The sequence below is a fragment of the Cronobacter sakazakii genome, from assembly GCF_000982825.1.
GTDB lineage: Bacteria > Pseudomonadota > Gammaproteobacteria > Enterobacterales > Enterobacteriaceae > Cronobacter > Cronobacter sakazakii.
Map to the genome: position 1 here is coordinate 1361301 of NZ_CP011047.1, position 25802 is coordinate 1387102.

A 25802-nucleotide genomic window follows, 5' to 3' on the forward strand; every position below is an offset into this window, starting at 1 on the left:
TTATTAGTTCGCTAATTACTATACCGGTTGTGATTCATTTTGTTGATGCTTTGGTGCGGATCATTCGGCCAGTAAATTGCGCGAGAACAGGTGAATATCGGCATCCGGCTTGCGTCGCCAGAGCCTGGCCTTACGCGCGCCGGTGGCGACGCTCTCGCCGGTCTCTTCAAACATGCCGGACGCCTCAAAGCGCCGGATCAGGCTTTTACGCTGGATGGGCTGGCCGAGAATAATCTCCGTCGCCTCCTGAAGCTGGCTCAGCGTAAAACACTCCGGCAGACAGTAGACCGGCAGGAGCGAATACATCGTTTTCTGGCGCAGGCGGCGCAGCGCGGCCTCGATAATCGTCTGGTGATCGAACGCCAGCTCGATAGCGTCAAGCTCCGCCACCGGCACCCACTGCGCATCGCTGACGGAGGCGATATGCGGCTGGCAGTCGACCCAGGCGATAAGCGCAAACCAGGCGGCGGTGAGGCTCCAGCCGCGCGGATCGCGATCCGGGCCGGAAAACGTCTCCAGTTGCTCAAGCCAGGACGGGCGCACGCCGGTTTTTTCGGTCAGCTTACGCAGCGCCGTCGCGTGGGTGGAATCATCTTTCTGCATATCGATAAACCCGCCGGGCAGCGCCCAGCGGCCCTGCTGCGGCTGACGGGCGCGCTGTACCAGCAGCACGCAGAGCGCCTGATCGTGCAGGGTGAACAGCACGCTGTCGACGGTCACCAGCGGGGAAGGGAACCGCGCAGGGTCATAAGTTTCCAGATATTCCGCTTCAGTGGTCATGCGCCGCTCCGTTTAATTGTCTCAGAGACAAGTTTAACAGCCCTGAACGCCGGGACAAAGCAAACCTGTAATGTTTTAATTTTCAGTGACATGCTATTTTTTAGCCAGTGCGGCGAAAATTTCGCTTGCTTATTAGTGTCTCTTGGACAATATTAAATGTGTCGCAAGGACATAAACTAATTAACCGGGGGGCGAAAATGATGCAGCCGCAACTGATGGTAGACGGACAAGAGATTGCAACACAGACCGGGCGTTTTCCTGACGGCGCCGTGTGGGCGAAAGTGACCGGCGCACTGCCGCGCGTCGCCTCGCTGATGCGCATTCGCGCCGCCGCCATGAAAACGATGGACGATTTCATGCTGCTGGCGCAGCTCACCGACGCGGTGCGCCAGCACTGTGACGTGCGCTTTAGCCATCTGGAACTACCGTGGCTGCCGTATGCCCGCCAGGACAGGCACATGCAGCCGGGTGACAGCTTCGCGCTGAAAGTCTTCGCCCGCCAACTGAACACCCTCGGTTTCGACAAAGTGATCGTACTCGACCCGCACAGCGAAGCCGCCGCCGCCGCGATTGAAAATCTGGTGGCTATCCCGCAGGAGCGTTGCCTGTTACAAAGCAAGACGCTGGAGCGTGCCCTGAAGGCTGGCGAGTTAATGCTGGTGGCACCCGATGCCGGGGCGCTTAAAAAAATCCATGCCGTCGCGCAGGCGGCGGGCGTTCATGAATTTGCCATTCTGACCAAACAGCGCAACGTCGCGACCGGCGAGCTGACCGGTTTTCGCCTGGTGGACGGTGACGTGAAAGGCAAAGCGGTGCTGATTGTGGACGATCTCTGCGATGCGGGCGGCACGTTTATCGGCTCAGCCCAGGTGCTGCGTGACGCCGGGGCAAGCAGCGTCAGTCTCTATGTCACCCACGGCGTGTTTTCTAAAGGCGTCGAAAACCTGCTGAATAACGGCATTGATAAGCTGTATACGACCACCTCCTTCGCGCCCGCTGAACTGGCGCAGGAACGGGTAGAAATGATTGATATCAATACAATTTATAACGCGTAAGGAGAAGGGCGATGAACATGAATCCGATTCTGGCTATTGATGGCTACAAAGTGTCGCACCGCGAGCAGTATCCGGCAGGCACCACTAAAGTCTATTCCAACTTTACGCCGCGCAGCGACCGCCATTTCCACTCTCCTGTCGCGGACGGCAAACTGGTGTTCTTCGGCCTGCAGGGATTCCTGCAATGGTTCCTGGTCGATCTGTTTAACGAGCAGTTCTTCGCGCGCCCTGAGGCGGAAGTGGTAGATGAGTATCAGGCGGTGATGGACAGCTATATCGGCAAGGGCGCTGTCAGCGCGGACCACATTCGTGCGCTGCATCAGCTCGGTTATCTGCCGCTGCATATCAAAGCGCTGGATGAAGGCAGCAAAGTGGCGATGAAAGTGCCGGTGCTGACCATTACCAATACCCTTCCGGAATTCTTCTGGCTGGTGAACTACCTGGAAACCGTGCTATCGGCGGAGCTGTGGAAATCCTCCACTAACGCCACTATCGCGCACCACTACCGGACTATCTGCGAGCGCTGGGCAGAGAAAACTTGCTCTGACGTAAGCCACCTCGATTTTCAGTGCCACGATTTCTCGTTTCGCGGCATGTCCGGCCTTCAGGATACCGCGCAGGCGGGCTGCGGCCACCTGCTGAGCTTTAAAGGCACCGATAATATTCCGTCGATGCTCTACGCCCGCGATTACTACACCCAGGGCCAGGAGTGCTTTATTGCTGCGTCCATCCCGGCGACCGAGCACAGCGTGATGTGCATGGGTGAAAAAGAGAGCGAAATCGAGACGTTCCGCCGCCTGATTTGCGATCTCTACCCGAACGGCTTTGTCTCGATTGTCTCGGACACCTGGGATTACTGGCGCGTTATCACGGAATATACCCGTGAGCTGAAAACGCAGATTATGGCGCGTGAAGGCCGCGTGGTGTTCCGCCCGGACAGCGGCGACCCGGTGGATATCCTCTGCGGCACCGGTGCCGATGACGACACGCGCGCCGATCGCACGCCGGAAGAGAAAGGCTCTGTAGAAGTGCTGTGGGAAATTTTCGGCGGCACCGTGAATGACAAAGGCTTCAAAGTGCTCGACCCGCATGTGGGGCTGATTTACGGCGATTCCATTACGCTTGAGCGCGCCGAAGAGATCCTGCGCCGCCTTGCGGCGAAAGGCTTCGCCAGCTCTAATGTGGTGTTCGGCGTCGGTTCGTTTACCTATCAGTACAACACCCGCGATACCTTCGGGTTTGCGATGAAAGCGACATACGGCGAAGTGAACGGCGTGGGCCGCATGATTTTCAAAGAGCCGAAAACCGACAGCGGACTGAAACGCTCAGCGCGCGGGCTGCTGCGCGTCGAGCGTGACGACAACGGCGACTATCAGCTGTTTGACGAACAGACGCTGGAACAGGAACAGCAGGGTGAACTGAAAACCCGTTTCCTGGATGGCAAACTTCACGGCGTGGAGCATCTGGAAACCCTGCGCCAGCGCCTGGCGGCGCAGCGTTAATTTCGCCTGCCGGGCGTTCGCGCCCGTGTGGTATCCCTTCTGACGGCGCCTGCGTGTGCAGGCGCACATTCATTAAATTACACGTAACCGTCGGTTTTCAGCATTTTGTCGAGCGTGCTCATTTCAATAGCGAGTTCGGTCTTATCGTTTTCTAACAGGCGGGCATGATGCTGGCTGAAGGCGGAATGCAGCGTTTTCAGCATGGCGGCGCTGCGGGCGTTAATTTCAGCGGCGCCGCTATTCTCCACTTGCTGCTCCACAAGACGATGGCTTTTCAGCGTAATCTCTCTTACCGCAGGCAAATAGCGCTGCAGGAATTTGGTTCCCGGCTCCACATCCTTAGGATCGGTTTCAATACAGTGCATGATCAGATGCGTGTAATTGATGATGCCGTCAATTTCCGTCTGCAGCTCCGGTGCCAGTCCTTGTAAAGAGACCAGATAATTGATCTCACGTTGAGGGTCGAACTCGGCAGACGACTTCTGCACTGCCTGAGGTTGCCCGACGGCGGGCGAGGCCGTTTTCCCGAGGCGTTTATTTTTTAAGGTGGCGATGCGCTGGCGAAGGGCATTGTAAATCGGCGTCCAGCCCATCCCGATGGCGACAAGGGCGACGACGAAAATCAGATACCCTGGCGATAATGACTGCGTGTCAAAAGCCTCGAAGTAAGCCTGACAGGCTATCCCACCAAGGACGAGATACCAGATATAGACTTTTTGAAAGGGCTTCAGGTTGCGCAGGAGATAGGTCACCAGCGCCACGCTGCCTGCCCAGAAGGCGAAGCCGGCATTCGCCCCCGGCCAGAAAAGCCCCGCAAGCACACCGACGGTAAACGCCACGCGATCGTAAAACAGCGTGCGGGCAAGCAGGATAAACCCCATCCAGCACGAAACAGAAAGCGCGCTCCTGAAGGCATCGGAGGTGTCATGCGTTCTTGCTACGGCATCCGCCAGCTGTGTTGTCACGAAGCTTGAAGAAAATAGCAGAATAAACAGCTGGATAACGACACGCTTCCAGCGTTTGTTATAAAACGCGTCTAAAAAAGTAGCCATGCTTTTTCTCATCACATACGGGACGCGGCGACATCCGCGTCCGGCGGGAAAGATTTATGCCTGATGCGCGGTGCTGCGGGCGATATTTGACAGGCGCGTGCGCAGTTCGTCTTCCATCACAGAGAGCTCTTTTTCAACGCTCTGACGGCTTGCGCGGGCATTACTGGCGATAGCGACAGACTCTTCAAGGGTCGTTAACAGACGAGTATGGACATCGCGTAGCGTGTCGATATCCACGACAGAGCGTTCCACTTCGCGAGCCGTTTCTATTGTGCCGGTCTGAAGTAACTCTGCGTTGCGGCGCAGCATGTCATTGGTGGTATCTGCGACATCTTTCTGTAGTTTTGTCGCCTGCCGCTGGGTATTCAGCGATAGCGCCAGCACCAGTTGGGTTTTCCACACCGGGATGGTGGTAAGCAGGCTGCTCTGGATTTTCTCCGCCAGCGACTGGCTGTTGCTCTGCATCAGGCGAATCTGTGGCGCGGTCTGGACGGCAATCGTGCGGGAGAGCATCAGATCATGAAGACGCCGTTCAAAGCGCTGAATATTGGCGGCCAGGTCGCGCGCGGTCTGCATCTGCAGCGCATCACCAGACGCGCCTTGCTCCGCAAGCGGCAAATCGGTGTTTTGCAACTGAGCGATTTTTAGCTTGCCGGCGATAATATGCAGATTGATTTGCTGGTAATAGTCGCGATTGCGAATAAAGAGCTGCTCAAGCGTGGAAATATTACGCAGTAAATCGACCATCGCGTCTTCGAGCTTACCGGAGATGTTTTCCACCTGACGGGCCAGCGTTTGATAGGTTAATAGCGTGCGCTCAAGGCGATTAAACAGCTTGCCGACCAGGGGCACAGAAGCCAAAAAGCCCGGTTTTTCGCTGAAAGCGGTTAAATCGACCTCTTTAACCTTACTCAGCAAATCGGTCAGCTGTTCGCCCACGACGCCAGCATCCTTCGCCTGCACCTGCTCAAGCAGGGCATCGGAAAACCGGGAGATCTCACCCATGGTTTTCGCACCCCATGAAAGCGACATCACGGGATCGGTAATGTCTATCTGGTTGACGAGCTTTTCGACTTCCTGCTGTTGTTCAGGGGTTAATACTTCCCCTGCAGGTAAAATATCTTGCATCGCCGCCGGCAGGGGCGACAGGTCAGTGACCGGGGTCGTATCTGTCATTAACGGTTTCCTTTTTATCGTCGCCACGGCGGCGGCAGTATTACCCCGACGCCTGGCAGGCAGGGGAGAGTCATCAGACAGAGCGACAGTTTTTATCGACGGGCTAAGGGATAACCGCGCTGCATAATACGCGTTGCCTGTGTGCAGAATGCCTGGAGAGTAAGCAAAGATGATCTTTGTTTCAACGGTTTTGAAAGGGTATTAATTGCCATATGCAATTGGCATATTTCTGAATGTGCGTCTCAGGGCGGTATAACGCGTAATCACAGATGGCCCGCTGCGCCGGGTTTACAGGTTTTGTCTGCGCCCGACGCAGCCTTTGCCACTTGGCAGGCGGGCTGCCAGCGTGGGACGTTATGGCTGATTTAACATCTGCTCCAGCGATTCCTGCGCGTCAAGCCAGGCCATTTCGCACTCTTCCAGCGCGGCTTTGGTCTTCGCCTGCGTTTGCAGACACTCATTCATCTCCGCTTTGCGAGCCGGATCGTAAATGGCGCTGTCGGCGAGCTTCTCTTCGACGCTTGCAAGCGTGGCGTTGAGCTTTTCCATCTCTTTTTCCAGACGCGTTATCTCTTTACGCAGCGGCTGCGTCTGGGTGCGCAGTTCCGCCTCGCGGCGCTTCTGATCTTTACGCGCCTGCGCGCTGTTGCCGTTTTCTTTCTCGCGGCTGGCGTCGTCGCTCTGGCTCTCCTGCTTCTGCACGTCGCTGAGCCATTGCTGGTAATCGTCCAGATCGCCGTCGAACGGTTCGACTTTGCCGTCGTGCACCAGATAGAGATCGTCGGTGGTGGAGCGGATCAGGTGGCGGTCGTGCGAGACCACGACCAGCGCGCCTTCGAATTCTATCAGCGCGTCGGTCAGCGCCTGGCGCATGTCGAGATCCAGGTGGTTGGTCGGTTCATCGAGCAGCAATAGATTAGGGCGCTGCCAGACGATCAGCGCCAGCACCAGACGCGCTTTCTCGCCGCCGGAGAACCGCTCGGTAACTTCCGTGACTTTATCGCCCTGGAAGCCGAAGCCGCCGAGATAGTCGCGCAGCTGCTGTTCGGTTTCACGCGGGGCGATGCGCGCCAGATGCTGCAACGGCGATTCGTCGGCGCGTAAAAACTCCAGTTGATGCTGCGCGAAGTAACCAAGCTTGATGCCTTTGGCAAGCCCAATGTCACCGCTGACTGGCGCAAGTTCGCCCGCCAGTAGTTTGATGAGCGTCGATTTGCCTGCGCCGTTGCGCCCCAGCAGACCGATGCGCGAGCCAGGCACCAGGTTGAGCTTGATGGAGTTAAGAATGATGCGCTCGCCATAACCGGCGCTGACCTTTTCCATTTTCAGAAGGGGATTAGGCAGGCTCTCCGGCGCGCGGAAGCTGAAGTGGAATGGGTTATCCACGTGGGCAGGCGCAATCAGCTCCATGCGCTCCAGCATTTTAATGCGGCTCTGCGCCTGCTTCGCCTTAGACGCTTTCGCTTTAAAGCGGTCGATAAAGCTTTGCAGATGCGCGACCCGCTGCTGCTGGCTTTCATACGTTGCCTGCTGCTGGGCAAGACGCGTGGCGCGCTGGCGCTCGAACGAGCTGTAGTTGCCGGTGTACTCGAACATATTTTGCTGTTCGATATGAATGATTTTGTCCACCACCGGATCCAGGAAATCACGGTCGTGCGAGATGAGAATCAGCGTGCCGTTATAGCTTTTCAGCCATTTCTCCAGCCAGATGACGGCGTCGAGATCGAGGTGGTTGGTCGGTTCGTCAAGCAGCAGCAGATCGGAGCGGCAAATCAGCGCCTGCGCGAGGTTAAGACGCATGCGCCAGCCGCCGGAGAAATCGCTCACCGGGCGCGTCAGCTGTTCATTGCTGAATCCCAGCCCGTGCAGAAGACTCGCGGCGCGCGAGCGAATGGTCCAGGCGTCGATGGCGTCCAGCTTGCCGTGGGCCGCGGCGATGGCGTGACCGTCGTTGCGCTCGGTGGCGTCGTTCAGTTCACGCTCAAAAGCGCGATATTCGCGGTCGCCGTCAATCACATACTCCATCGCGGGCTGCGCGAGCGCGGGCGTTTCCTGATTTACCCAGGCGAGCTGCCAGGTGCCGGGAAAGGTAAAACTCCCGCCGTCGGCGCTTATCTCGTTTTTCAGAAGCGACAGGAGCGTGGATTTGCCACAGCCGTTTTTGCCGACCAGGCCCACTTTCTGGCCCGGATTGATCGTGGCGGTGGCGTTGTCCAGCAGCACGCGGGTGCCGCGACGAATTTGTAACGAGGAGAAAACAATCATAAGGCGCCGTAGATTCAGACTATGTTAAATTGTCATTATATTCATGTAACGTGATGCTTTGGGCACCGCGTGGGGCCGCCATGGTAGCCCAAAATAGTAACAATGACGACGCCCTGGAGGGGAATGATGTCACAGACAGCGAAAGTTTTGCTGCTGTATGCCCATCCGGAATCTCAGGACTCGGTGGCCAACCGGGTTTTGCTTAAGCCGGCTCTGCAATTACCTAATGTCACGGTGCATGACCTCTATGCCCACTATCCCGATTTCTTTATTGATATCAGCCATGAGCAGGCATTGCTGCGCGATCACGATGTGATTGTTTTTCAGTTCCCGCTTTATACCTATAGCTGTCCGGCGCTGCTAAAAGAGTGGTTCGACCGCGTGTTAAGCCGCGGTTTCGCGAGCGGCGTGGGCGGCAATCAGCTTGCCGGCAAATACTGGCGCTGCGTCATTACGACCGGCGAGCCGGAGACGGCCTATCGCCCGGACGGGTTTAACCGCTACGCCCTGAGCGACATCCTGCGGCCTTTCGAGCTGACCGCCGCCATGTGCCGTATGCACTGGATGACACCGCTGATTATTTACTGGGCGCGGCGTCAGTCGCTTTCCGAACTGGCGTCTCATGGCCGCGCGTATGAACGCTGGCTGGCGGACCCGTTAACGCCGGGAGGCTTTTGATGGAAGGTTCGGATCTGCTGCTGGCAGGCATTCTGTTTCTTTTCGCCGCGGTGGTGGCGGTGCCGATCGCGGCGCGCCTGGGCATCGGCGCGGTGCTCGGCTACTTGCTGGCGGGAATTGCCATCGGCCCGTGGGGGCTTGGCTTTATCAGCGACGTCGACGAGATCCTGCACTTTTCAGAACTCGGCGTTGTGTTTCTGATGTTCCTGATAGGGCTTGAGCTGAACCCGTCAAAACTCTGGAAACTGCGGCGCTCTATTTTCGGCATTGGTGCAGCCCAGGTGTTGTTAAGCGCCGTGGTGCTGGCGGGGCTACTGATGCTCACTGATTTCGCGTGGCAGGCAGCCGTGGTGGGCGGTATCGGCCTTGCGATGTCGTCTACTGCGATGGCGTTGCAGCTGATGCGCGATAAAGGCATGAACCGCACCGAAGGCGGCCAGCTAGGATTCTCCGTGCTGCTGTTTCAGGATCTCGCGGTGATTCCGGCGCTGGCGATGGTGCCTCTGCTGGCGGGCAACGGTGATGAACACCCGGACTGGCTGAAAATCGGCATGAAAGTGCTCGCGTTTGCCGTCATGCTGGTGGGCGGGCGTTATCTGCTGCGCCCGGTGTTTCGGTTTATTGCCGGTTCCGGCGTGCGCGAGGTGTTTACCGCCGCCGCGCTGCTGCTGGTGCTGGGCTCCGCGCTGTTTATGGATTTGCTTGGGCTTTCCATGGCGCTCGGCACGTTTATCGCGGGCATTCTGCTGGCCGAGAGCGAATATCGCCACGAACTGGAAATCGCCATCGAGCCGTTCAAAGGCCTGCTGCTGGGGCTGTTTTTTATCTCCGTCGGCATGGCGCTGAACCTGGGCGTTCTCTATACCCATATTCTGTGGGTCGTGATGAGCGTGGTGGTGCTGGTGAGCGTCAAAATGGCGGTGCTGTATGGTCTCGGGCGTTTTCAGGGGCTACGGCGCACCGAGCGGCTGCCGTTCGCGGGCGTGCTGAGCCAGGGCGGGGAGTTCGCGTTTGTGCTCTTCTCCAGCGCCTCGTCGCAGAAGCTTTTCCACAATGACCAGATGGCGCTGCTGCTGGTGACGGTAACGCTCTCGATGATGACCACGCCGCTTGTGATGAAAGGCATCGACCGGCTGCTGGCGCGCCACTTTAACGCACCGGATGAAGATGCCGAAATGCCCTACGTGGAAGATGATAAGCCGCAGGTGATTATCGTCGGCTTCGGGCGTTTCGGGCAGGTGATTGGCCGCCTGCTGATGGCCAACAAAATGCGTATTACGGTGCTGGAGCGCGATATCAGCGCGGTCAACCTGATGCGAAAATATGGCTATAAGGTTTACTATGGCGACGCCACCGAGCTTGAGCTGTTGCGCGCCGCCGGGGCCGAATCGGCGCAGTCTATCGTCGTTACCTGTAACGATCCGGAAGATACGATGCGCATCGTGCATCTCTGCCAGCAGCACTTTCCGCAGATGGAGATCCTGGCGCGGGCGCGCGGGCGCGTTGAGGCGCACGAGCTTTTGCAGGCCGGCGTGAAGCAGTTTTCGCGCGAGACGTTCTCCAGCGCGCTGGAGCTTGGGCGTAAAACTCTGATTTCGCTAGGCATGCATCCACATCAGGCGCAGCGCGCGCAGCTCCATTTCCGCCGTCTTGATATGCGCATGCTGCGCGAACTGATGCCGGTACATACCGATAACGCGCAAATTTCCCGTGTCCGCGAGGCGCGTCGCGAGCTGGAGGAGATTTTCCACCGTGAGATGCAGCAGGAACGACGCCAGCTCGACGGCTGGGACGAATTTGAATAGAAGGTGAACCTATGGCTGTGCGTAAACGTTTTATTGCCGGGGCCGTCTGCCCGAAATGCCAGGCGCAGGATTCTCTCGCCATGTGGCGTGAAAATCAGGTCGATATTGTCGAGTGCGTAAAGTGCGGGCATCAGATGCGCGAGGCGGACAAAGAAGTTCGCGAGAAGGTTCGCAAAGATGAGCAAGTCATAGGGATTTTTCATCCCGACTAGCGAGATGCCCCAGGTTTCTTTAAGCTAAAGGGTACACAGGCGTCGATTTGGGCTACAATCGGCGCCAGTCTTTTTTCCTCACTCAGGAGATATCATGAAAGTAGCAAAAGACCTGGTGGTCAGCCTGGCCTATCAGGTACGTACAGAAGACGGTGTATTGGTTGATGAGTCTCCGGTGAGTGCGCCGCTGGACTACCTGCATGGTCACGGCTCCCTGATTTCCGGCCTGGAAGCAGCGCTGGAAGGCCATGACGTTGGCGATAAATTCGATGTGAACGTAGGCGCTAACGACGCTTACGGCCAGTACGATGAAAATCTGGTACAGCGCGTACCGAAAGACGTCTTCATGGGCGTTGACGAGCTGCAGGTTGGCATGCGTTTCCTGGCGGAAACCGATCAGGGCCCGGTACCGGTAGAAATTACCGAAGTGGGCGACGACCACGTTGTGGTTGACGGCAACCACATGCTGGCGGGCCAGAATCTGAACTTCAACGTGGAAGTCGTTGCTATCCGCGAAGCGACCGAAGAAGAACTGGCTCACGGCCACGTTCACGGCGCGAACGGCCATCATCATGACCACGATCACGACCATGACGGTTGCTGCGGCGGTCACGGCCATAGCCACGACCACGAGCACGGTAAAGGCGGTTGCGGTAACGGCGGCTGCGGTTGCCACTAAGCCTGATAAAAAAGGGGCGCTCCGGCGCCCCTTTTTACTGCCCGCGATTTACCCGTCAGTAATGCGGCGGCGGTGTTTCTTCCGCCTGCGATGCGATCATTGACGGCTGCGAGGCTTTGATTTTCTCCACCATAATTTTGAGCTGTTCGCGCATCTTCGCGAGCTCCAGCTCATGCTTTGTGATGGCGGCGTTTAAGTCTTCAATAGTGGTTTCCTGAAACGCCAGCCGGCTCTCCAGTTCAGCGATACGGTGTTCAGTCGATTCGTTGTGCATGATGTTTCCCCCTTTGCGTCGCGATTCTACGCAACTTTTCCGGATTCTGCCGGGTTGCTTCAACAGAAAGAAACTTATTTAAACAAATTAAGTCTGAAATAACGCCCGAAACGGAAAAGTGGTTATGTTGATTTCCGCTGCGACGTTTTATAGTACGACTTTCGTTTTTAAGATAACCCTGGGGTGAGAGGCCCCAACCCTGGAGATAATGGATGAAATCACTGTTTAAAGTAACGCTGCTGGCGACCACGATGGCTGTGGCGTTCAACGCGCCTCTGACTTTTGCTGCGCCAGCCGCACAGCAGCAGACGCCTGCTGCCGCTGACAGCAAAGCCGCATTCCAGAACGACGATCAGAAATCGGCTTACGCGCTGGGTGCATCACTGGGCCGTTACATGGAAAACTCCCTGAAAGAGCAGGAAAAACTGGGCATCAAACTGGATAAAAACCAGCTGATCGCCGGTGTCCAGGATGCGTTTGCTGATAAGAGCAAACTCTCTGACCAGGAAATCGAGCAGACTCTGCAGGCTTTTGAAACTCGCGTAAAAGGCGCCGCTCAGGCGAAAGTCGAGAAAGACGCGACTGAAAACGAAGCGAAAGGCAAAGCCTTCCGTGACAAATTCGCCAAAGAGAAGGGCGTGAAGACCTCTTCTACCGGCCTGCTGTATAAAGTTGAGAAAGAAGGCACCGGCGCTGCGCCGAAAGAGAGCGACACCGTTGTGGTTAACTACAAAGGCACGCTTATCGACGGTCAGGAGTTCGACAACTCCTACAAGCGTGGCGAGCCGCTCTCTTTCCGTCTTGACGGTGTGATCCCGGGCTGGACCGAAGGCCTGAAAAACATTAAGAAAGGCGGCAAAATCAAGCTGGTCATCCCGCCTGAGCTGGCTTACGGCAAAAACGGCGTTCCGGGTATTCCGGCTAACTCCACCCTGGTGTTTGACGTAGAACTGCTGGATATCAATCCGGCGGCGAAAGCAGACGCCGCACCGAAGGCCGCCGCGGGCGATAAAGCCGACGACGCTGCCAAAGCGAAGTAACGCTTCGCAGACCGCCGCCTCCGGGCGGCGGTTTTTTTTATCCGGGCCACATATAATAAAAGCTGGCTAGTGTTGCGCCCGCTGTATTACTTTAGCGAGTTACGTAACAACTGAATGATGAGTCTGCCCAGACCTTGAGAGACGACAGGCTCGCTGTAAAGGGTGGTATGTTTTCATGTCCAATTCGCTATTAACCAATGAGGCCAGCGAACTCGATCTGCTGGATCAGCGTCCCTTCGAACAGACCGACTTTGATATTTTGCGTTCCTACGAAGCGGTCGTGGACGGGTTAGCGATGCTCATCGGCTCCCACTGTGAAATTGTGCTGCATTCCCTGCAGGATCTGAAATGCTCGGCTATCCGCATCGCTAACGGCGAACACACAGGACGCAAAATCGGCTCGCCGATTACCGATCTGGCACTGCGTATGCTGCACGATATGACCGGCGCTGACAGTAGCGTCTCAAAGTGCTATTTCACCCGCGCGAAAAGCGGCGTTCTGATGAAATCGGTGACTATCGCCATCCGTAACCGGGAACATCGCGTGATCGGTCTGCTGTGCATTAATATGAACCTGGATGTGCCGTTCTCCCAGATTATGAGCACCTTTGTACCGCCGGAAACGCAGGAAGTGCCGTCTTCCGTAAACTTTGCCTCGTCCGTGGAAGATCTTGTGACCCAGACGCTGGAGTTCACCATTGAAGAGGTGAACGCGGATCGCAATGTCTCGAACAACGCCAAGAACCGCCAGATTGTCCTTAACCTTTACGAGAAAGGCATTTTTGATATTAAGGACGCTATTAATCAGGTGGCCGACCGGCTGAATATCTCCAAGCACACGGTTTATCTGTATATCCGTCAGTTTAAGAACGGTGATTTTCAGGGGCATGAACGTTAATGCGCTTTACCCTGATGGTTACCGGCCCGGCCTATGGCACGCAGCAGGCGAGCAGCGCCTTACAGTTTGCGAAAGCGTTGCTGGCGGAAGGGCACAGCCTTGAAAGCGTCTTTTTTTATCGGGAAGGGGTCTACAACGCGAATCAGTTCACGTCGCCCGCGAGTGACGAATTCGATCTGGTGCGCGCCTGGCAACAGCTTCACGACGAAAACGGCGTCGCGTTGCATATCTGCGTGGCGGCCGCGCTGCGTCGCGGCGTGACGGATGAAAATGAAGCGCGAGCGCAGGGGCTGCCTGGTGCCAATCTTCAGCCCGGGTTTCAGCTGAGCGGCCTGGGCGCGCTGGCCGAAGCCGCGCTGACCTGCGACAGAGTGGTAGAGTTTTAATGAAACAGGTGGCTTTTGTCTTTACCCAGGCACCGCATGGCACCTCGGCGGGCCGCGAAGGGCTCGACGCGCTGCTGGCAATGTCTGCGTTAACGGAAGAGATTGGCGTCTTTTTTCTGAGCGACGGCGTTTTTCAGATTCTGCCAGGTCAGCATCCACAGGCGGTCCTGAGCCGCGATTATATCTCTACGTTTAAAGTTCTGCCGTTGTACGATATTGAGCGCTGCTATATTTGCCGGGAATCGCTGCAGGAGCGCGGGCTTAGTGAAGAACACGCCTTTGTGTTTGATGTCGAGGCGCTGGACGCCGCAGCGCTGCGCGAACGCCTCGATGATTACGACGTCGTGCTGACATTTTAAGGAACGCCATGCTGTATACGCTTTCTCGCTCGCCCTGGCAGGTGGATATTCACGCGCTGCTGCGCCTTGTGCGTTCGGGCGATGACATTCTTCTGATGCAAAACGGCGTGGTCGCCGCGCTTCACGACAGCCGCTATCTCGCCGTGCTGCTGGCGTCGCCCGCCCGGGTTGTCGCCTTAGAAAACGATGTGGAAGCTCGCGGCCTTGTCGCTCAAATTTCGAGCAGCATCGATACGATTAGCTATACTGAGTTCGTCAACCTTACCGTAAAACACGCAAGTCAGATGGCCTGGTAACGTGCGAACGCTGTATATTTCTTGACACCCTTAAAGCACAGCCCTAAAATTCCGCGTCCTCATATTATATGAGGGCGATTTATTACGTGTTTACGAAGCAAAAGCTATAAAACCAGGAGCTATTTAATGGCAACAGTTAACCAGCTGGTTCGCAAACCTCGCGCTCGCAAAGTTGCTAAGAGCAACGTGCCGGCGCTGGAAGCTTGCCCGCAAAAACGTGGTGTATGTACTCGCGTATATACCACCACTCCGAAAAAACCGAACTCCGCACTGCGTAAAGTATGCCGTGTTCGTCTGACTAACGGTTTTGAAGTGACTTCCTACATCGGTGGTGAAGGTCACAACCTGCAGGAGCACTCCGTGATCCTGATCCGTGGCGGTCGTGTTAAAGACCTCCCGGGTGTTCGTTACCACACCGTGCGTGGCGCGCTTGACTGCTCCGGCGTTAAAGACCGTAAGCAGGCTCGCTCCAAGTATGGCGTGAAGCGTCCTAAGGCTTAATGGTTCTCCGTTAAGTAAGGCCAAACGTTTTAACTTTAATGTCAAACTAAACTCGTAGAGTTTTGGACAATCCTGAATTAACAACGGAGTATTTCCATGCCACGTCGTCGCGTCATTGGTCAGCGTAAAATTCTGCCGGATCCGAAGTTCGGATCAGAACTGCTGGCTAAATTTGTCAATATCCTGATGGTAGATGGTAAAAAATCTACTGCAGAATCAATCGTATACAGCGCGCTGGAGACCCTGGCTCAGCGCTCTGGTAAATCTGAACTGGAAGCTTTCGAAGTCGCTCTCGAAAACGTGCGCCCGACTGTAGAAGTTAAGTCTCGCCGCGTTGGTGGTTCTACCTACCAGGTTCCGGTTGAAGTCCGTCCGGTTCGCCGCAATGCTCTGGCAATGCGTTGGATCGTTGAAGCTGCTCGTAAACGCGGTGATAAATCCATGGCTCTGCGCCTGGCGAACGAACTTTCTGATGCTGCAGACAACAAAGGTACTGCAGTTAAGAAACGTGAAGACGTTCACCGTATGGCAGAAGCCAACAAGGCGTTCGCACACTACCGCTGGTAATCCCTGCGGCATGTTAGTCACCAGACGGGCGCTTCAGGTAAGCCGCCCGTTCTGGGTAACTTATCCTGAACGCCTAAGGCAATAGAGGAATCAAATGGCTCGTACAACACCTATTGCACGCTACCGTAACATCGGTATCAGTGCGCACATCGACGCCGGTAAAACCACTACTACCGAACGTATTCTGTTCTACACCGGTGTAAACCACAAAATCGGTGAAGTTCATGACGGCGCCGCAACTATGGACTGGATGGAACAGGAGCAGGAGCGTGGTATTACCATTACCTCCGCTGCGACTACCGCATTCTGGTCTGGTATGGCTAAGCAGTATGAACCGCACCGTATCAACATCATCGACACCCCGGGGCACGTTGACTTCACCATCGAAGTAGAACGTTCCATGCGTGTCCTTGACGGTGCGGTAATGGTTTACTGCGCAGTTGGTGGTGTTCAGCCGCAGTCTGAAACCGTATGGCGTCAGGCTAACAAATACAAAGTTCCGCGTATTGCGTTCGTTAACAAAATGGACCGCATGGGCGCGAACTTCCTGAAAGTTGTTGGTCAGATCAAAACCCGTCTGGGCGCGAACCCGGTTCCGCTGCAGCTGGCGATTGGTGCTGAAGAAGGTTTCACCGGTGTTGTTGACCTGGTGAAAATGAAAGCCATCAACTGGAACGATGCAGACCAGGGCGTAACCTTCGAATACGAAGATATCCCGGCTGACATGCAGGACCTGGCTGACGAATGGCACCAGAACCTGATCGAGTCCGCAGCTGAAGCTTCTGAAGAGCTGATGGAGAAATACCTGGGTGGTGAAGAACTGACTGAAGAAGAGATCAAAAAAGCTCTGCGTCAGCGCGTTCTGAACAACGAAATCATCCTGGTAACCTGTGGTTCTGCGTTCAAAAACAAAGGCGTACAGGCGATGCTGGATGCGGTAATTGATTACCTGCCATCCCCGGTTGACGTACCTGCGATCAACGGTATCCTGGACGACGGTAAAGATACTCCGGCTGAGCGTCACGCTAGCGATGAAGAGCCGTTCTCTGCACTGGCGTTCAAAATCGCTACCGACCCGTTCGTTGGTAACCTGACGTTCTTCCGCGTGTACTCTGGTGTGGTTAACTCTGGTGATACCATCCTGAACTCCGTGAAATCCGCACGTGAGCGTTTCGGTCGTATCGTTCAGATGCACGCTAACAAACGTGAAGAGATCAAAGAAGTTCGCGCAGGCGACATCGCGGCTGCAATCGGTCTGAAAGACGTGACCACTGGTGACACTCTGTGTAACCCGGATCACCCGATCATTCTGGAGCGCATGGAGTTCCCTGAGCCGGTAATCTCTATCGCGGTTGAACCGAAAACCAAAGCTGACCAGGAAAAAATGGGTCTGGCTCTGGGCCGTCTGGCTAAAGAAGACCCGTCTTTCCGCGTATGGACTGACGAAGAATCTAACCAGACCATCATCGCTGGTATGGGTGAGCTGCACCTCGACATCATCGTTGACCGTATGAAGCGTGAGTTCAACGTTGAAGCTAACGTAGGTAAACCTCAGGTTGCTTACCGCGAAGCGATTCGCAGCAAAGTTACCGACATCGAAGGTAAACACGCTAAGCAGTCTGGTGGTCGCGGTCAGTACGGTCACGTTGTGATCGACATGTACCCGCTGGAGCCGGGCTCTAACCCGAAAGGTTACGAGTTCATCAACGACATTAAAGGTGGTGTAATTCCTGGCGAATACATCCCGGCCGTTGATAAAGGCATCCAGGAGCAGCTGAAGTCTGGTCCGCTGGCAGGTTACCCGGTAGTAGACATCGGTATCCGTCTGCACTTCGGTTCTTACCACGACGTTGACTCCTCTGAACTGGCGTTTAAACTGGCAGCTTCTATCGCCTTTAAAGAAGGCTTTAAGAAAGCAAAACCAGTTCTGCTTGAGCCGATCATGAAGGTTGAAGTAGAAACTCCGGAAGAGAACACTGGTGACGTTATCGGTGACTTGAGCCGTCGTCGCGGTATGCTGCGTGGTCAGGAATCCGAAGTAACTGGCGTTAAGATCCACGCTGAAGTTCCGCTGTCTGAAATGTTCGGATATGCAACTCAGCTGCGTTCTCTGACCAAAGGTCGTGCATCATACACTATGGAATTCCTGAAGTATGATGATGCGCCGAACAACGTTGCTCAGGCCGTTATCGAAGCCCGTGGCAAATAAGCCTCAGGGTTAAAACCAAAGTCCCGTGCCCTCTCGGCGAGGGGGCACTATAGTAAGGAATATAGCCGTGTCTAAAGAAAAATTTGAACGTACAAAACCGCACGTCAACGTCGGTACTATCGGCCACGTTGACCATGGTAAAACTACCCTGACCGCTGCCATCACTACCGTTCTGGCGAAAACCTACGGTGGTTCTGCTCGTGCATTCGACCAGATCGATAACGCGCCGGAAGAAAAAGCTCGTGGTATCACCATCAACACCTCTCACGTTGAATATGACACCCCGACTCGCCACTACGCGCACGTTGACTGCCCGGGCCACGCCGACTACGTGAAAAACATGATCACCGGTGCTGCTCAGATGGACGGCGCTATCCTGGTTGTTGCTGCGACTGACGGCCCGATGCCGCAGACCCGTGAGCACATCCTGCTGGGTCGTCAGGTAGGCGTTCCGTACATCATCGTGTTCCTGAACAAATGCGACATGGTTGATGACGAAGAGCTGCTGGAACTGGTTGAGATGGAAGTGCGCGAGCTGCTGTCTCAGTACGACTTCCCGGGCGACGACACCCCGATCGTTCGTGGTTCTGCTCTGAAAGCGCTGGAAGGCGACGCTGAGTGGGAAGCGAAAATCATCGAGCTGGCAGGTCACCTGGATTCCTACATCCCGGAACCGGAGCGTGCGATTGACAAGCCGTTCCTGCTGCCGATCGAAGACGTATTCTCCATCTCTGGTCGTGGTACCGTTGTTACCGGTCGTGTAGAGCGCGGTATCATCAAGGTTGGTGAAGAAGTTGAAATCGTGGGCATCAAAGACACCGCGAAATCCACCTGTACCGGCGTTGAAATGTTCCGCAAACTGCTGGACGAAGGCCGTGCGGGCGAGAACGTAGGTGTTCTGCTGCGTGGTATCAAACGTGAAGAAATCGAACGTGGTCAGGTACTGGCTAAGCCGGGCTCCATCAAGCCGCACACCAAGTTCGAATCTGAAGTGTACATTCTGTCCAAAGATGAAGGCGGCCGTCACACTCCGTTCTTCAAAGGCTACCGTCCGCAGTTCTACTTCCGTACGACTGACGTGACTGGCACCATCGAACTGCCGGAAGGCGTTGAGATGGTAATGCCGGGCGACAACATCAAAATGGTTGTTACCCTGATCCACCCGATCGCGATGGACGACGGTCTGCGTTTCGCAATCCGCGAAGGCGGCCGTACCGTTGGCGCGGGCGTGGTTGCTAAAGTTCTGGGCTAATTGCTACAGAATTGAAAAGGGCGCTTCGGCGCCCTTTTTTGTTTTATAAGGAAAAGTAGTTTGAAAACATTCATGCCTTCAAAAGAAGCCCATTCTGCATCAGAAAACTCTACTCCAGTCTCGTTGTAATCGTAACTATTCTCATTTACACTCTGTGCATAAACTGAACGGGAGTCATCATGTACGTTTGTTTGTGTAACGGTATCAGCGATAAAAAAATACGGCAGGCGGTACGCCAGCACCATCCCCAGTCCTTCCAGCAGCTTCGTAAATTCATGCCGATTGGTAATCAGTGCGGCAAGTGTGTCCGTGCCGCGCGTGAAATTATGCAGGATGAACTGCTGCAGATTCCGGAATACCAGGAAATTGCGTAAGCTCAGATTTTGACTTCCTCGCCAGCCCATCTACGCTTCATGTAGTGGAAGCGGAGGGAAGCAAAATGAAAGGTGATATTAAGATAATAAATTATCTCAATAAATTATTGGGAAATGAGCTTGTCGCAATCAATCAGTACTTTCTCCATGCAAGAATGTTTAAAAACTGGGGCCTCATGCGCCTCAACGACGTTGAGTATCATGAATCCATTGATGAGATGAAGCACGCCGATATCTATATCGAGCGTATTCTCTTTCTTGAAGGTATCCCAAATCTTCAGGATCTTGGTAAGTTACACATTGGCGAAGACGTAGAAGAGATGCTGCGCTCCGATCTCAATCTTGAGATGGAAGGGGCGAAAGATCTGCGTGAAGCCATCGCCTATGCCGATTCAATTCATGACTACGTCAGCAGGGACATTATGATTAAAATCCTTGAAGACGAAGAGCATCACATTGACTGGCTCGAAACCGAACTGGATCTTATCGGTAAAATTGGCCTGCAGAATTACATCCAGTCCCAGATTAAAGAGCAGAGCTAACGTTCACAGAGTCAGTATCTGGAATGTGACGCCACTGCACACTAACCCCGCTATCGCCAGAAACGGCCCAAAAGGTAGCGGGGTTTTACGTACGGGTGCTTTGCCTTTTATGTAATAAACTATCAATGCGGCCGCAAGCCCAAGTAAAGAAGCAATGGTAAGTAGAACACCAAGCAGTTGCCATCCGTGCCAGGCGCCAAGCGCACCCAAAAATTTCACATCCCCATACCCCAACCCTTCATAACCACGCAGCCAACGATAAGCCCAGTAGAAAAAGCATAATGAAAGGTATCCGGCCAGCGCTCCGGTGACAGCATCCGCCAGATGCTGTGGCGCAAATATAAGCTGGTAAGAAAGCCCTATCCACAAGAGAGGGCAGGTAAGGTTGTCAGGTAGAAGACCGTCACGCACATCTTTTACCACCAGACCCGCATTCAACAGCATATACGCTGAAATCCATATCGCGATCATTCTTGTTCCCTGAGTGCGCCTTCAATGAACTCATAACATACGCTTCCCGGAAGACACGCCAAACGGTGTTTATGCAACAATGCGCGTAGTTTCCATAAAAGAAATGAAGAGAATTGGCGTGATACACAGAATTGCGAGACAGTACGAAAGAATGTTTAATTTCTAATCAGCGCTTGCGTCAGCGCCAGATTTACGTATAATGCGCGGGCCTGTCATCAATGACGGCTGGTTCGATATGAACCCTGATAGCTTCTTTTTCGCTATCAAACAATGCCCCCAATCGGGGGGCTACGTAAGAACGATTACACTCTCCCATCAATCGTAATGGGTTCGAGGAGTAATCATTTTCGTCTATAAAATAATTGGAGCTCTGGTCTCATGCAGAACCAAAGAATCCGTATCCGCCTGAAAGCGTTTGATCATCGTCTGATCGATCAATCAACCGCGGAAATCGTCGAGACTGCTAAGCGCACTGGTGCGCAAGTCCGTGGTCCGATCCCGCTGCCGACCCGCAAAGAGCGCTTTACCGTTCTGATCTCCCCGCACGTTAACAAAGACGCGCGCGATCAGTACGAAATCCGCACTCACAAGCGTCTGGTTGACATCGTTGAGCCAACCGAGAAAACCGTTGATGCTCTGATGCGTCTGGATCTGGCTGCCGGTGTAGACGTGCAGATCAGCCTGGGTTAATCAGGTCATTGAGCGATTGAGAGGTTGAAACAATGATTGGTTTAGTCGGTAAAAAAGTGGGTATGACCCGCATCTTCACTGAAGAAGGCGTTTCTATCCCAGTAACCGTAATCGAAGTTGAAGCAAACCGCGTTACTCAGGTTAAAGACCTGGCTAACGACGGCTACCGCGCTGTGCAGGTTACCACCGGTGCTAAAAAAGCTAACCGCGTAACCAAGCCGGAAGCGGGTCACTTCGCTAAAGCTGGCGTAGAAGCTGGCCGTGGTCTGTGGGAATTCCGTCTCGCTGATGGCGAAGAATACACCGTAGGTCAGAGCATTAGCGTTGAGCTGTTTGCTGAAGTTAAAAAAGTTGACGTAACTGGCACCTCTAAAGGTAAAGGTTTCGCCGGTACCGTTAAGCGCTGGAACTTCCGTACCCAGGACGCTACCCACGGTAACTCCTTGTCTCACCGCGTTCCGGGTTCTATCGGTCAGAACCAGACTCCGGGCAAAGTGTTCAAAGGCAAGAAAATGGCAGGTCAGCTGGGTAACGAACGTGTAACCGTTCAGAGCCTGGACGTAGTACGTGTTGACGCTGAGCGCAACCTGCTGCTGGTTAAAGGTGCTGTCCCGGGTGCAACCGGTAGCGACCTGATCGTTAAACCAGCTGTGAAGGCGTGAGGAGATAGCAATGGAATTAGTACTGAAAGACGCGCAGAGCGCGCTGACTGTTTCCGAAACTACCTTCGGTCGTGATTTCAACGAAGCGCTGGTACACCAGGTTGTAGTTGCTTACGCAGCTGGTGCTCGTCAGGGTACTCGTGCTCAGAAGACCCGTGCTGAAGTAACTGGCTCCGGTAAAAAACCGTGGCGCCAGAAAGGTACCGGCCGTGCGCGTTCTGGTTCCATCAAGAGCCCGATCTGGCGCTCTGGTGGCGTGACCTTCGCTGCGCGTCCGCAGGACCACAGTCAAAAAGTTAACAAAAAGATGTACCGCGGCGCGCTGAAAAGCATCCTGTCCGAACTGGTACGTCAGGATCGTCTGATCGTTGTCGAGAAGTTCTCTGTAGAAGCGCCGAAAACCAAGCTGCTGGCACAGAAACTGAAAGACATGGCTCTGGAAGATGTGCTGATCATCACCGGTGAACTGGACGAAAACCTGTTCCTGGCCGCACGTAACCTGCACAAGGTTGACGTACGCGATGCTACAGGTATCGACCCGGTTAGCCTGATCGCCTTCGACAAAGTCGTAATGACTGCTGATGCTGTTAAGCAAGTTGAGGAGATGCTGGCATGATTCGTGAAGAACGTCTGCTGAAGGTGCTGCGCGCACCGCACGTTTCTGAAAAAGCGTCTACTGCGATGGAAAAAACCAACACCATCGTTCTCAAAGTTGCTAAAGACGCGACTAAAGCAGAAATCAAAGCTGCTGTGCAGAAACTGTTTGAAGTCGAAGTCGAAGTCGTTAACACCCTGGTAGTTAAAGGGAAAGTTAAACGTCACGGACAGCGTATCGGTCGTCGTAGCGACTGGAAAAAAGCTTACGTCACCCTGAAAGAAGGCCAGAATCTGGACTTCATCGGCGGCGCTGAGTAAGTCGGAGGAGTAATACAATGGCAGTTGTTAAATGTAAACCGACATCTCCGGGTCGTCGCCACGTAGTTAAAGTGGTTAACCCTGAGCTGCACAAGGGCAAACCTTTTGCTCCGTTGCTGGAAAAAAACAGCAAATCCGGTGGTCGTAACAACAATGGCCGTATCACCACTCGTCACATCGGTGGTGGTCACAAACAGGCCTACCGTATTGTTGACTTCAAACGCAACAAAGACGGTATCCCGGCAGTTGTTGAACGTCTTGAGTACGATCCGAACCGCTCCGCGAACATCGCGCTGGTTCTGTACAAAGACGGCGAGCGCCGTTACATCCTGGCCCCTAAAGGCCTGAAAGCTGGCGACCAGATTCAGTCTGGCGTTGATGCTGCAATCAAACCAGGTAACACCCTGCCGATGCGCAACATCCCGGTTGGTTCTACTGTTCACAACGTAGAAATGAAACCAGGTAAAGGCGGTCAGCTGGCGCGTTCTGCTGGTACCTATGTTCAGATCGTTGCTCGTGACGGTGCTTATGTCACCCTGCGTCTGCGTTCTGGCGAAATGCGTAAAGTGGAAGCTGACTGCCGCGCAACTCTGGGCGAAGTTGGTAACGCTGAGCATATGCTGCGCGTTCTGGGTAAAGCAGGTGCTGCACGCTGGCGTGGTGTTCGTCCGACCGTTCGCGGTACGGCGATGAACCCGGTGGATCACCCACATGGTGGTGGTGAAGGTCGTAACTTTGGTAAGCACCCGGTAACTCCGTGGGGCGTTCAGACCAAAGGTAAGAAGACCCGCAGCAACAAGCGTACTGATAAATTCATCGTACGTCGCCGTAGCAAATAATTTTAGAGGATAAGCCATGCCACGTTCTCTCAAGAAAGGTCCTTTTATTGACCTGCACTTGCTGAAGAAGGTAGAGAAAGCGGTGGAAAGCGGTGACAAGAAGCCCCTGCGCACTTGGTCCCGTCGTTCAACGATCTTTCCAAACATGATCGGTTTGACCATCGCTGTCCATAATGGTCGTCAGCACGTTCCAGTATTTGTTTCCGACGAAATGGTCGGCCACAAACTGGGTGAATTCGCACCGACCCGTACTTATCGCGGTCACGCGGCTGATAAAAAAGCCAAGAAGAAATAAGTAGGAGGAAGAGATGGAAACTATCGCTAAACATCGCCATGCTCGTTCTTCTGCTCAGAAGGTTCGCCTGGTGGCTGACCTGATTCGCGGTAAGAAAGTGTCGCAGGCTCTGGATATTCTGACCTACACCAATAAGAAAGCGGCTGTATTGGTTAAGAAAGTCCTGGAATCTGCCATTGCTAACGCTGAACACAACGATGGCGCTGACATTGACGATCTGAAAGTCACGAAAATTTTCGTAGACGAAGGCCCGAGCATGAAACGCATTATGCCGCGTGCGAAAGGTCGTGCAGATCGCATTCTGAAGCGCACCAGCCACATCACTGTGGTTGTGTCCGATCGCTGAGACTCTGGAGACTAGCAATGGGTCAGAAAGTACATCCTAATGGTATTCGCCTGGGTATTGTAAAACCATGGAACTCTACCTGGTTCGCGAACACCAAAGAATTCGCTGACAACCTGGACAGCGACTTTAAAGTTCGTCAGTACCTGAACAAGGAACTGGCTAAAGCGTCTGTATCTCGTATCGTTATCGAGCGTCCGGCTAAAAGCATTCGTGTGACCATTCACACTGCTCGCCCGGGTATCGTTATCGGTAAGAAAGGTGAAGACGTCGAAAAACTGCGTAAGGGCGTAGCGGACATCGCTGGCGTGCCTGCACAGATCAATATCGCCGAAGTTCGTAAACCTGAACTGGACGCAAAACTGGTTGCGGACAGCATCACTTCTCAGCTGGAACGTCGTGTTATGTTCCGTCGTGCTATGAAGCGTGCTGTACAGAACGCCATGCGTCTGGGCGCGAAAGGTATCAAAGTTGAAGTTAGCGGCCGTCTGGGCGGCGCTGAGATCGCACGTACCGAATGGTACCGTGAAGGTCGCGTTCCGCTGCACACTCTGCGCGCTGACATCGACTACAACACCTCCGAAGCGCACACCACTTACGGTGTAATCGGCGTTAAAGTGTGGATCTTCAAAGGTGAGATCCTTGGTGGTATGGCTGCTGTTGAACAACCGGAAAAACCGGCTGCTCAACCGAAAAAGCAGCAGCGTAAAGGCCGTAAATAAGGAGCGTCGCTGATGTTACAACCAAAGCGTACAAAATTCCGTAAAGTGCACAAAGGCCGCAACCGTGGTCTGGCGCAGGGTACGGATGTTAGCTTCGGCACTTACGGTCTTAAAGCTGTTGGCCGTGGTCGTCTGACTGCCCGTCAGATCGAAGCAGCACGTCGTGCAATGACCCGTGCAGTTAAGCGTCAGGGTAAGATCTGGATCCGTGTATTCCCGGACAAACCGATCACCGAGAAGCCGCTGGAAGTGCGTATGGGTAAAGGTAAAGGTAACGTGGAGTATTGGGTTGCCTTGATTCAGCCGGGTAAAGTCCTGTACGAAATGGACGGTGTGCCGGAAGAGCTGGCCCGTGAAGCATTCAAGCTGGCAGCAGCGAAACTGCCGATTAAAACCACCTTTGTAACTAAGACGGTGATGTAATGAAAGCAAAAGAGCTGCGTGAGAAGAGTGTTGAAGAGCTGAACACCGAGCTGCTTAACCTGCTGCGCGAGCAGTTCAACCTGCGTATGCAGGCTGCAAGTGGCCAGCTGCAACAGACTCACCTGTTGAAGCAAGTGCGTCGTGATGTCGCACGCGTTAAGACTTTACTGACTGAGAAGGCGGGTGCGTAATGACAGATAAAATCCGTACTCTGCAAGGTCGCGTTGTTAGCGACAAAATGGAGAAATCCATTGTTGTTGCCATCGAGCGTTTTGTGAAACACCCGATCTACGGTAAATTCATTAAGCGTACGACCAAACTGCACGTACATGACGAGAACAACGAATGCGGTATCGGTGACGTGGTTGAAATCCGCGAATGCCGTCCGCTGTCCAAGACTAAGTCCTGGACGCTGGTTCGCGTTGTAGAGAAAGCGGTTCTGTAATAGAGTAGCGCTCTCTAACAGAATAAACGGCTCAGCGATGAGCCGTTTATTTTTTCTACCCATATCCTGTGAGCGGTGTTATAATGCCGCGCCCT

At 54.3% G+C, this 25802-nt stretch carries 34 protein-coding genes; 28 read left to right on the forward strand and 6 right to left on the reverse strand.

The genetic code is table 11. The features are described 5' to 3' along the window. Positions 1-60: 60 nt before the first annotated feature. A complete protein-coding gene (locus CSK29544_RS06295) occupies positions 61-780 on the reverse strand; it encodes an NUDIX hydrolase (protein WP_007899717.1) in 720 nt (239 codons plus the stop codon). A gap of 197 nt (positions 781-977) precedes the next feature. On the opposite strand from CSK29544_RS06295, the gene prs reads away from it, so the two are divergent. Together prs and CSK29544_RS06305 are read left to right on the forward strand one after the other, a co-directional pair. After that, positions 978-1835: a ribose-phosphate diphosphokinase gene (prs, locus tag CSK29544_RS06300; RefSeq protein WP_004386601.1), complete on the forward strand. Its 858-nt coding sequence runs from the start codon at positions 978-980 to the stop codon at positions 1833-1835. A gap of 11 nt (positions 1836-1846) precedes the next feature. Beyond that, positions 1847-3337, forward strand: coding sequence for a nicotinate phosphoribosyltransferase (locus CSK29544_RS06305; RefSeq protein ID WP_007899716.1), 1491 nt, complete (start codon positions 1847-1849; stop codon positions 3335-3337). A 77-nt stretch (positions 3338-3414) separates the two neighbouring features. Here CSK29544_RS06305 and CSK29544_RS06310 read toward each other — a convergent pair whose 3' ends face one another. The 3 genes from CSK29544_RS06310 to CSK29544_RS06320 form a co-directional block, all read right to left on the reverse strand. Next, positions 3415-4389 carry a 5-bromo-4-chloroindolyl phosphate hydrolysis family protein gene (locus CSK29544_RS06310; protein ID WP_007899715.1) on the reverse strand — a complete coding sequence of 325 codons (975 nt, stop codon included), beginning with the start codon at positions 4387-4389 and terminating at the stop codon, positions 3415-3417. 54 nt (positions 4390-4443) lie between these two features. Then, complete coding sequence (locus CSK29544_RS06315; RefSeq protein ID WP_007899712.1) at positions 4444-5565, reverse strand: toxic anion resistance protein; 1122 nt, start codon at positions 5563-5565, stop codon at positions 4444-4446. Between the two features lie 354 nt (positions 5566-5919). Continuing rightward, positions 5920-7830: an ABC transporter ATP-binding protein gene (locus CSK29544_RS06320; RefSeq protein ID WP_007899711.1), complete on the reverse strand. Its 1911-nt coding sequence runs from the start codon at positions 7828-7830 to the stop codon at positions 5920-5922. A 126-nt stretch (positions 7831-7956) separates the two neighbouring features. On the opposite strand from CSK29544_RS06320, the gene kefG reads away from it, so the two are divergent. The 4 genes from kefG to slyD all read left to right on the forward strand — a co-directional run bounded on the left by kefG (position 7957) and on the right by slyD (position 11204). Beyond that, positions 7957-8508 (forward strand): glutathione-regulated potassium-efflux system ancillary protein KefG, encoded by a 552-nt coding sequence (kefG, locus tag CSK29544_RS06325; protein WP_004386606.1) that lies wholly within the window; start codon positions 7957-7959, stop codon positions 8506-8508. Continuing rightward, complete coding sequence (gene kefB, locus CSK29544_RS06330) at positions 8508-10313, forward strand: glutathione-regulated potassium-efflux system protein KefB (protein WP_007899710.1); 1806 nt, start codon at positions 8508-8510, stop codon at positions 10311-10313. Before kefG ends, kefB begins: the two co-directional genes overlap by 1 nt. 11 nt (positions 10314-10324) lie before the next feature. Further along, positions 10325-10525 carry a YheV family putative zinc ribbon protein gene (locus CSK29544_RS06335; protein WP_004386608.1) on the forward strand — a complete coding sequence of 67 codons (201 nt, stop codon included), beginning with the start codon at positions 10325-10327 and terminating at the stop codon, positions 10523-10525. Between the two features lie 94 nt (positions 10526-10619). Then, positions 10620-11204: a peptidylprolyl isomerase gene (slyD, locus tag CSK29544_RS06340; RefSeq protein ID WP_004386609.1), complete on the forward strand. Its 585-nt coding sequence runs from the start codon at positions 10620-10622 to the stop codon at positions 11202-11204. Positions 11205-11259: 55 nt separating this feature from the next. Here the strand turns inward: slyD and CSK29544_RS06345 are convergent, their stop codons facing one another. Continuing rightward, a complete protein-coding gene (locus CSK29544_RS06345) occupies positions 11260-11478 on the reverse strand; it encodes a SlyX family protein (RefSeq protein ID WP_007778724.1) in 219 nt (72 codons plus the stop codon). Between the two features lie 212 nt (positions 11479-11690). On the opposite strand from CSK29544_RS06345, the gene fkpA reads away from it, so the two are divergent. From fkpA to bfr, 11 genes are all read left to right on the forward strand, one after another. After that, a complete protein-coding gene (gene fkpA / locus CSK29544_RS06350; protein ID WP_004386611.1) occupies positions 11691-12518 on the forward strand; it encodes an FKBP-type peptidyl-prolyl cis-trans isomerase in 828 nt (275 codons plus the stop codon). 175 nt (positions 12519-12693) lie between these two features. Further along, the gene (locus CSK29544_RS06355; protein ID WP_004386612.1) at positions 12694-13416 is read left to right on the forward strand and encodes a helix-turn-helix transcriptional regulator; all 723 of its coding nucleotides are present in this window, start codon (positions 12694-12696) and stop codon (positions 13414-13416) included. Continuing rightward, positions 13416-13802, forward strand: a complete 387-nt coding sequence (gene tusD, locus CSK29544_RS06360; protein WP_007899709.1) for a sulfurtransferase complex subunit TusD — start codon at positions 13416-13418, stop codon at positions 13800-13802. Before CSK29544_RS06355 ends, tusD begins: the two co-directional genes overlap by 1 nt. After that, the gene (gene tusC, locus CSK29544_RS06365) at positions 13802-14161 is read left to right on the forward strand and encodes a sulfurtransferase complex subunit TusC (protein ID WP_007899706.1); all 360 of its coding nucleotides are present in this window, start codon (positions 13802-13804) and stop codon (positions 14159-14161) included. The genes tusD and tusC overlap by 1 nt, the downstream gene beginning before the upstream one ends. Before the next feature lie 8 nt (positions 14162-14169). Continuing rightward, positions 14170-14457 (forward strand): sulfurtransferase complex subunit TusB, encoded by a 288-nt coding sequence (gene tusB / locus CSK29544_RS06370; RefSeq protein ID WP_007899703.1) that lies wholly within the window; start codon positions 14170-14172, stop codon positions 14455-14457. A gap of 126 nt (positions 14458-14583) precedes the next feature. Further along, positions 14584-14958 (forward strand): 30S ribosomal protein S12, encoded by a 375-nt coding sequence (rpsL, locus tag CSK29544_RS06375; protein ID WP_000246815.1) that lies wholly within the window; start codon positions 14584-14586, stop codon positions 14956-14958. 96 nt (positions 14959-15054) lie between these two features. Then, positions 15055-15525 (forward strand): 30S ribosomal protein S7, encoded by a 471-nt coding sequence (rpsG, locus tag CSK29544_RS06380; protein WP_001138042.1) that lies wholly within the window; start codon positions 15055-15057, stop codon positions 15523-15525. Between the two features lie 94 nt (positions 15526-15619). Next, positions 15620-17734, forward strand: a complete 2115-nt coding sequence (gene fusA / locus CSK29544_RS06385) for an elongation factor G (protein ID WP_004386616.1) — start codon at positions 15620-15622, stop codon at positions 17732-17734. A 67-nt stretch (positions 17735-17801) separates the two neighbouring features. Beyond that, complete coding sequence (gene tuf, locus CSK29544_RS06390; RefSeq protein ID WP_007872666.1) at positions 17802-18986, forward strand: elongation factor Tu; 1185 nt, start codon at positions 17802-17804, stop codon at positions 18984-18986. A gap of 179 nt (positions 18987-19165) precedes the next feature. Continuing rightward, positions 19166-19360 (forward strand): bacterioferritin-associated ferredoxin, encoded by a 195-nt coding sequence (gene bfd / locus CSK29544_RS06395; RefSeq protein WP_004387802.1) that lies wholly within the window; start codon positions 19166-19168, stop codon positions 19358-19360. Between the two features lie 65 nt (positions 19361-19425). Continuing rightward, positions 19426-19902, forward strand: a complete 477-nt coding sequence (gene bfr, locus CSK29544_RS06400) for a bacterioferritin (RefSeq protein WP_004387803.1) — start codon at positions 19426-19428, stop codon at positions 19900-19902. 3 nt (positions 19903-19905) lie between these two features. Here bfr and CSK29544_RS06405 read toward each other — a convergent pair whose 3' ends face one another. Further along, a complete protein-coding gene (locus CSK29544_RS06405) occupies positions 19906-20373 on the reverse strand; it encodes a prepilin peptidase (protein ID WP_007899103.1) in 468 nt (155 codons plus the stop codon). Positions 20374-20751: 378 nt separating this feature from the next. Here CSK29544_RS06405 and rpsJ point away from each other — a divergent pair, with 378 nt between their 5' ends. From rpsJ to rpsQ, 11 genes are read left to right on the forward strand one after another with little or no spacing between them, the layout of a single operon-like run. Next, positions 20752-21063 carry a 30S ribosomal protein S10 gene (gene rpsJ, locus CSK29544_RS06410; protein WP_001181005.1) on the forward strand — a complete coding sequence of 104 codons (312 nt, stop codon included), beginning with the start codon at positions 20752-20754 and terminating at the stop codon, positions 21061-21063. Between the two features lie 32 nt (positions 21064-21095). After that, positions 21096-21725 carry a 50S ribosomal protein L3 gene (gene rplC, locus CSK29544_RS06415; RefSeq protein WP_007681261.1) on the forward strand — a complete coding sequence of 210 codons (630 nt, stop codon included), beginning with the start codon at positions 21096-21098 and terminating at the stop codon, positions 21723-21725. A 10-nt stretch (positions 21726-21735) separates the two neighbouring features. Beyond that, complete coding sequence (gene rplD, locus CSK29544_RS06420; RefSeq protein WP_000424395.1) at positions 21736-22341, forward strand: 50S ribosomal protein L4; 606 nt, start codon at positions 21736-21738, stop codon at positions 22339-22341. Beyond that, positions 22338-22640 (forward strand): 50S ribosomal protein L23, encoded by a 303-nt coding sequence (gene rplW / locus CSK29544_RS06425; protein WP_004388606.1) that lies wholly within the window; start codon positions 22338-22340, stop codon positions 22638-22640. The genes rplD and rplW overlap by 4 nt, the downstream gene beginning before the upstream one ends. Before the next feature lie 17 nt (positions 22641-22657). Further along, positions 22658-23479, forward strand: coding sequence for a 50S ribosomal protein L2 (rplB, locus tag CSK29544_RS06430; protein ID WP_000301864.1), 822 nt, complete (start codon positions 22658-22660; stop codon positions 23477-23479). Positions 23480-23495: 16 nt separating this feature from the next. Further along, positions 23496-23774 carry a 30S ribosomal protein S19 gene (rpsS, locus tag CSK29544_RS06435; protein ID WP_001138115.1) on the forward strand — a complete coding sequence of 93 codons (279 nt, stop codon included), beginning with the start codon at positions 23496-23498 and terminating at the stop codon, positions 23772-23774. 13 nt (positions 23775-23787) lie between these two features. Next, complete coding sequence (gene rplV, locus CSK29544_RS06440; RefSeq protein ID WP_000447529.1) at positions 23788-24120, forward strand: 50S ribosomal protein L22; 333 nt, start codon at positions 23788-23790, stop codon at positions 24118-24120. A 17-nt stretch (positions 24121-24137) separates the two neighbouring features. Continuing rightward, a complete protein-coding gene (gene rpsC, locus CSK29544_RS06445) occupies positions 24138-24839 on the forward strand; it encodes a 30S ribosomal protein S3 (protein WP_004388607.1) in 702 nt (233 codons plus the stop codon). Positions 24840-24851: 12 nt separating this feature from the next. Continuing rightward, complete coding sequence (rplP, locus tag CSK29544_RS06450) at positions 24852-25262, forward strand: 50S ribosomal protein L16 (protein ID WP_004388608.1); 411 nt, start codon at positions 24852-24854, stop codon at positions 25260-25262. Then, complete coding sequence (gene rpmC, locus CSK29544_RS06455; protein WP_004388609.1) at positions 25262-25453, forward strand: 50S ribosomal protein L29; 192 nt, start codon at positions 25262-25264, stop codon at positions 25451-25453. Before rplP ends, rpmC begins: the two co-directional genes overlap by 1 nt. Next, complete coding sequence (rpsQ, locus tag CSK29544_RS06460) at positions 25453-25707, forward strand: 30S ribosomal protein S17 (RefSeq protein ID WP_000130100.1); 255 nt, start codon at positions 25453-25455, stop codon at positions 25705-25707. Before rpmC ends, rpsQ begins: the two co-directional genes overlap by 1 nt. Positions 25708-25802 lie beyond the last annotated feature (95 nt).

Coding starts and splice junctions, on each gene's coding strand:
- CSK29544_RS06295 (WP_007899717.1), bottom strand. CDS start 780: ATGACCACTGAAGCGGAATATCTGGAAACTTATGACCCTGCGCGGTTC.
- prs (WP_004386601.1), top strand. CDS start 978: ATGATGCAGCCGCAACTGATGGTAGACGGACAAGAGATTGCAACACAG.
- CSK29544_RS06305 (WP_007899716.1), top strand. CDS start 1,847: ATGAACATGAATCCGATTCTGGCTATTGATGGCTACAAAGTGTCGCAC.
- CSK29544_RS06310 (WP_007899715.1), bottom strand. CDS start 4,389: ATGGCTACTTTTTTAGACGCGTTTTATAACAAACGCTGGAAGCGTGTC.
- CSK29544_RS06315 (WP_007899712.1), bottom strand. CDS start 5,565: ATGACAGATACGACCCCGGTCACTGACCTGTCGCCCCTGCCGGCGGCG.
- CSK29544_RS06320 (WP_007899711.1), bottom strand. CDS start 7,830: ATGATTGTTTTCTCCTCGTTACAAATTCGTCGCGGCACCCGCGTGCTG.
- kefG (WP_004386606.1), top strand. CDS start 7,957: ATGTCACAGACAGCGAAAGTTTTGCTGCTGTATGCCCATCCGGAATCT.
- kefB (WP_007899710.1), top strand. CDS start 8,508: ATGGAAGGTTCGGATCTGCTGCTGGCAGGCATTCTGTTTCTTTTCGCC.
- CSK29544_RS06335 (WP_004386608.1), top strand. CDS start 10,325: ATGGCTGTGCGTAAACGTTTTATTGCCGGGGCCGTCTGCCCGAAATGC.
- slyD (WP_004386609.1), top strand. CDS start 10,620: ATGAAAGTAGCAAAAGACCTGGTGGTCAGCCTGGCCTATCAGGTACGT.
- CSK29544_RS06345 (WP_007778724.1), bottom strand. CDS start 11,478: ATGCACAACGAATCGACTGAACACCGTATCGCTGAACTGGAGAGCCGG.
- fkpA (WP_004386611.1), top strand. CDS start 11,691: ATGAAATCACTGTTTAAAGTAACGCTGCTGGCGACCACGATGGCTGTG.
- CSK29544_RS06355 (WP_004386612.1), top strand. CDS start 12,694: ATGTCCAATTCGCTATTAACCAATGAGGCCAGCGAACTCGATCTGCTG.
- tusD (WP_007899709.1), top strand. CDS start 13,416: ATGCGCTTTACCCTGATGGTTACCGGCCCGGCCTATGGCACGCAGCAG.
- tusC (WP_007899706.1), top strand. CDS start 13,802: ATGAAACAGGTGGCTTTTGTCTTTACCCAGGCACCGCATGGCACCTCG.
- tusB (WP_007899703.1), top strand. CDS start 14,170: ATGCTGTATACGCTTTCTCGCTCGCCCTGGCAGGTGGATATTCACGCG.
- rpsL (WP_000246815.1), top strand. CDS start 14,584: ATGGCAACAGTTAACCAGCTGGTTCGCAAACCTCGCGCTCGCAAAGTT.
- rpsG (WP_001138042.1), top strand. CDS start 15,055: ATGCCACGTCGTCGCGTCATTGGTCAGCGTAAAATTCTGCCGGATCCG.
- fusA (WP_004386616.1), top strand. CDS start 15,620: ATGGCTCGTACAACACCTATTGCACGCTACCGTAACATCGGTATCAGT.
- bfd (WP_004387802.1), top strand. CDS start 19,166: ATGTACGTTTGTTTGTGTAACGGTATCAGCGATAAAAAAATACGGCAG.
- bfr (WP_004387803.1), top strand. CDS start 19,426: ATGAAAGGTGATATTAAGATAATAAATTATCTCAATAAATTATTGGGA.
- CSK29544_RS06405 (WP_007899103.1), bottom strand. CDS start 20,373: ATGATCGCGATATGGATTTCAGCGTATATGCTGTTGAATGCGGGTCTG.
- rpsJ (WP_001181005.1), top strand. CDS start 20,752: ATGCAGAACCAAAGAATCCGTATCCGCCTGAAAGCGTTTGATCATCGT.
- rplC (WP_007681261.1), top strand. CDS start 21,096: ATGATTGGTTTAGTCGGTAAAAAAGTGGGTATGACCCGCATCTTCACT.
- rplD (WP_000424395.1), top strand. CDS start 21,736: ATGGAATTAGTACTGAAAGACGCGCAGAGCGCGCTGACTGTTTCCGAA.
- rplW (WP_004388606.1), top strand. CDS start 22,338: ATGATTCGTGAAGAACGTCTGCTGAAGGTGCTGCGCGCACCGCACGTT.
- rplB (WP_000301864.1), top strand. CDS start 22,658: ATGGCAGTTGTTAAATGTAAACCGACATCTCCGGGTCGTCGCCACGTA.
- rpsS (WP_001138115.1), top strand. CDS start 23,496: ATGCCACGTTCTCTCAAGAAAGGTCCTTTTATTGACCTGCACTTGCTG.
- rplV (WP_000447529.1), top strand. CDS start 23,788: ATGGAAACTATCGCTAAACATCGCCATGCTCGTTCTTCTGCTCAGAAG.
- rpsC (WP_004388607.1), top strand. CDS start 24,138: ATGGGTCAGAAAGTACATCCTAATGGTATTCGCCTGGGTATTGTAAAA.
- rplP (WP_004388608.1), top strand. CDS start 24,852: ATGTTACAACCAAAGCGTACAAAATTCCGTAAAGTGCACAAAGGCCGC.
- rpmC (WP_004388609.1), top strand. CDS start 25,262: ATGAAAGCAAAAGAGCTGCGTGAGAAGAGTGTTGAAGAGCTGAACACC.
- rpsQ (WP_000130100.1), top strand. CDS start 25,453: ATGACAGATAAAATCCGTACTCTGCAAGGTCGCGTTGTTAGCGACAAA.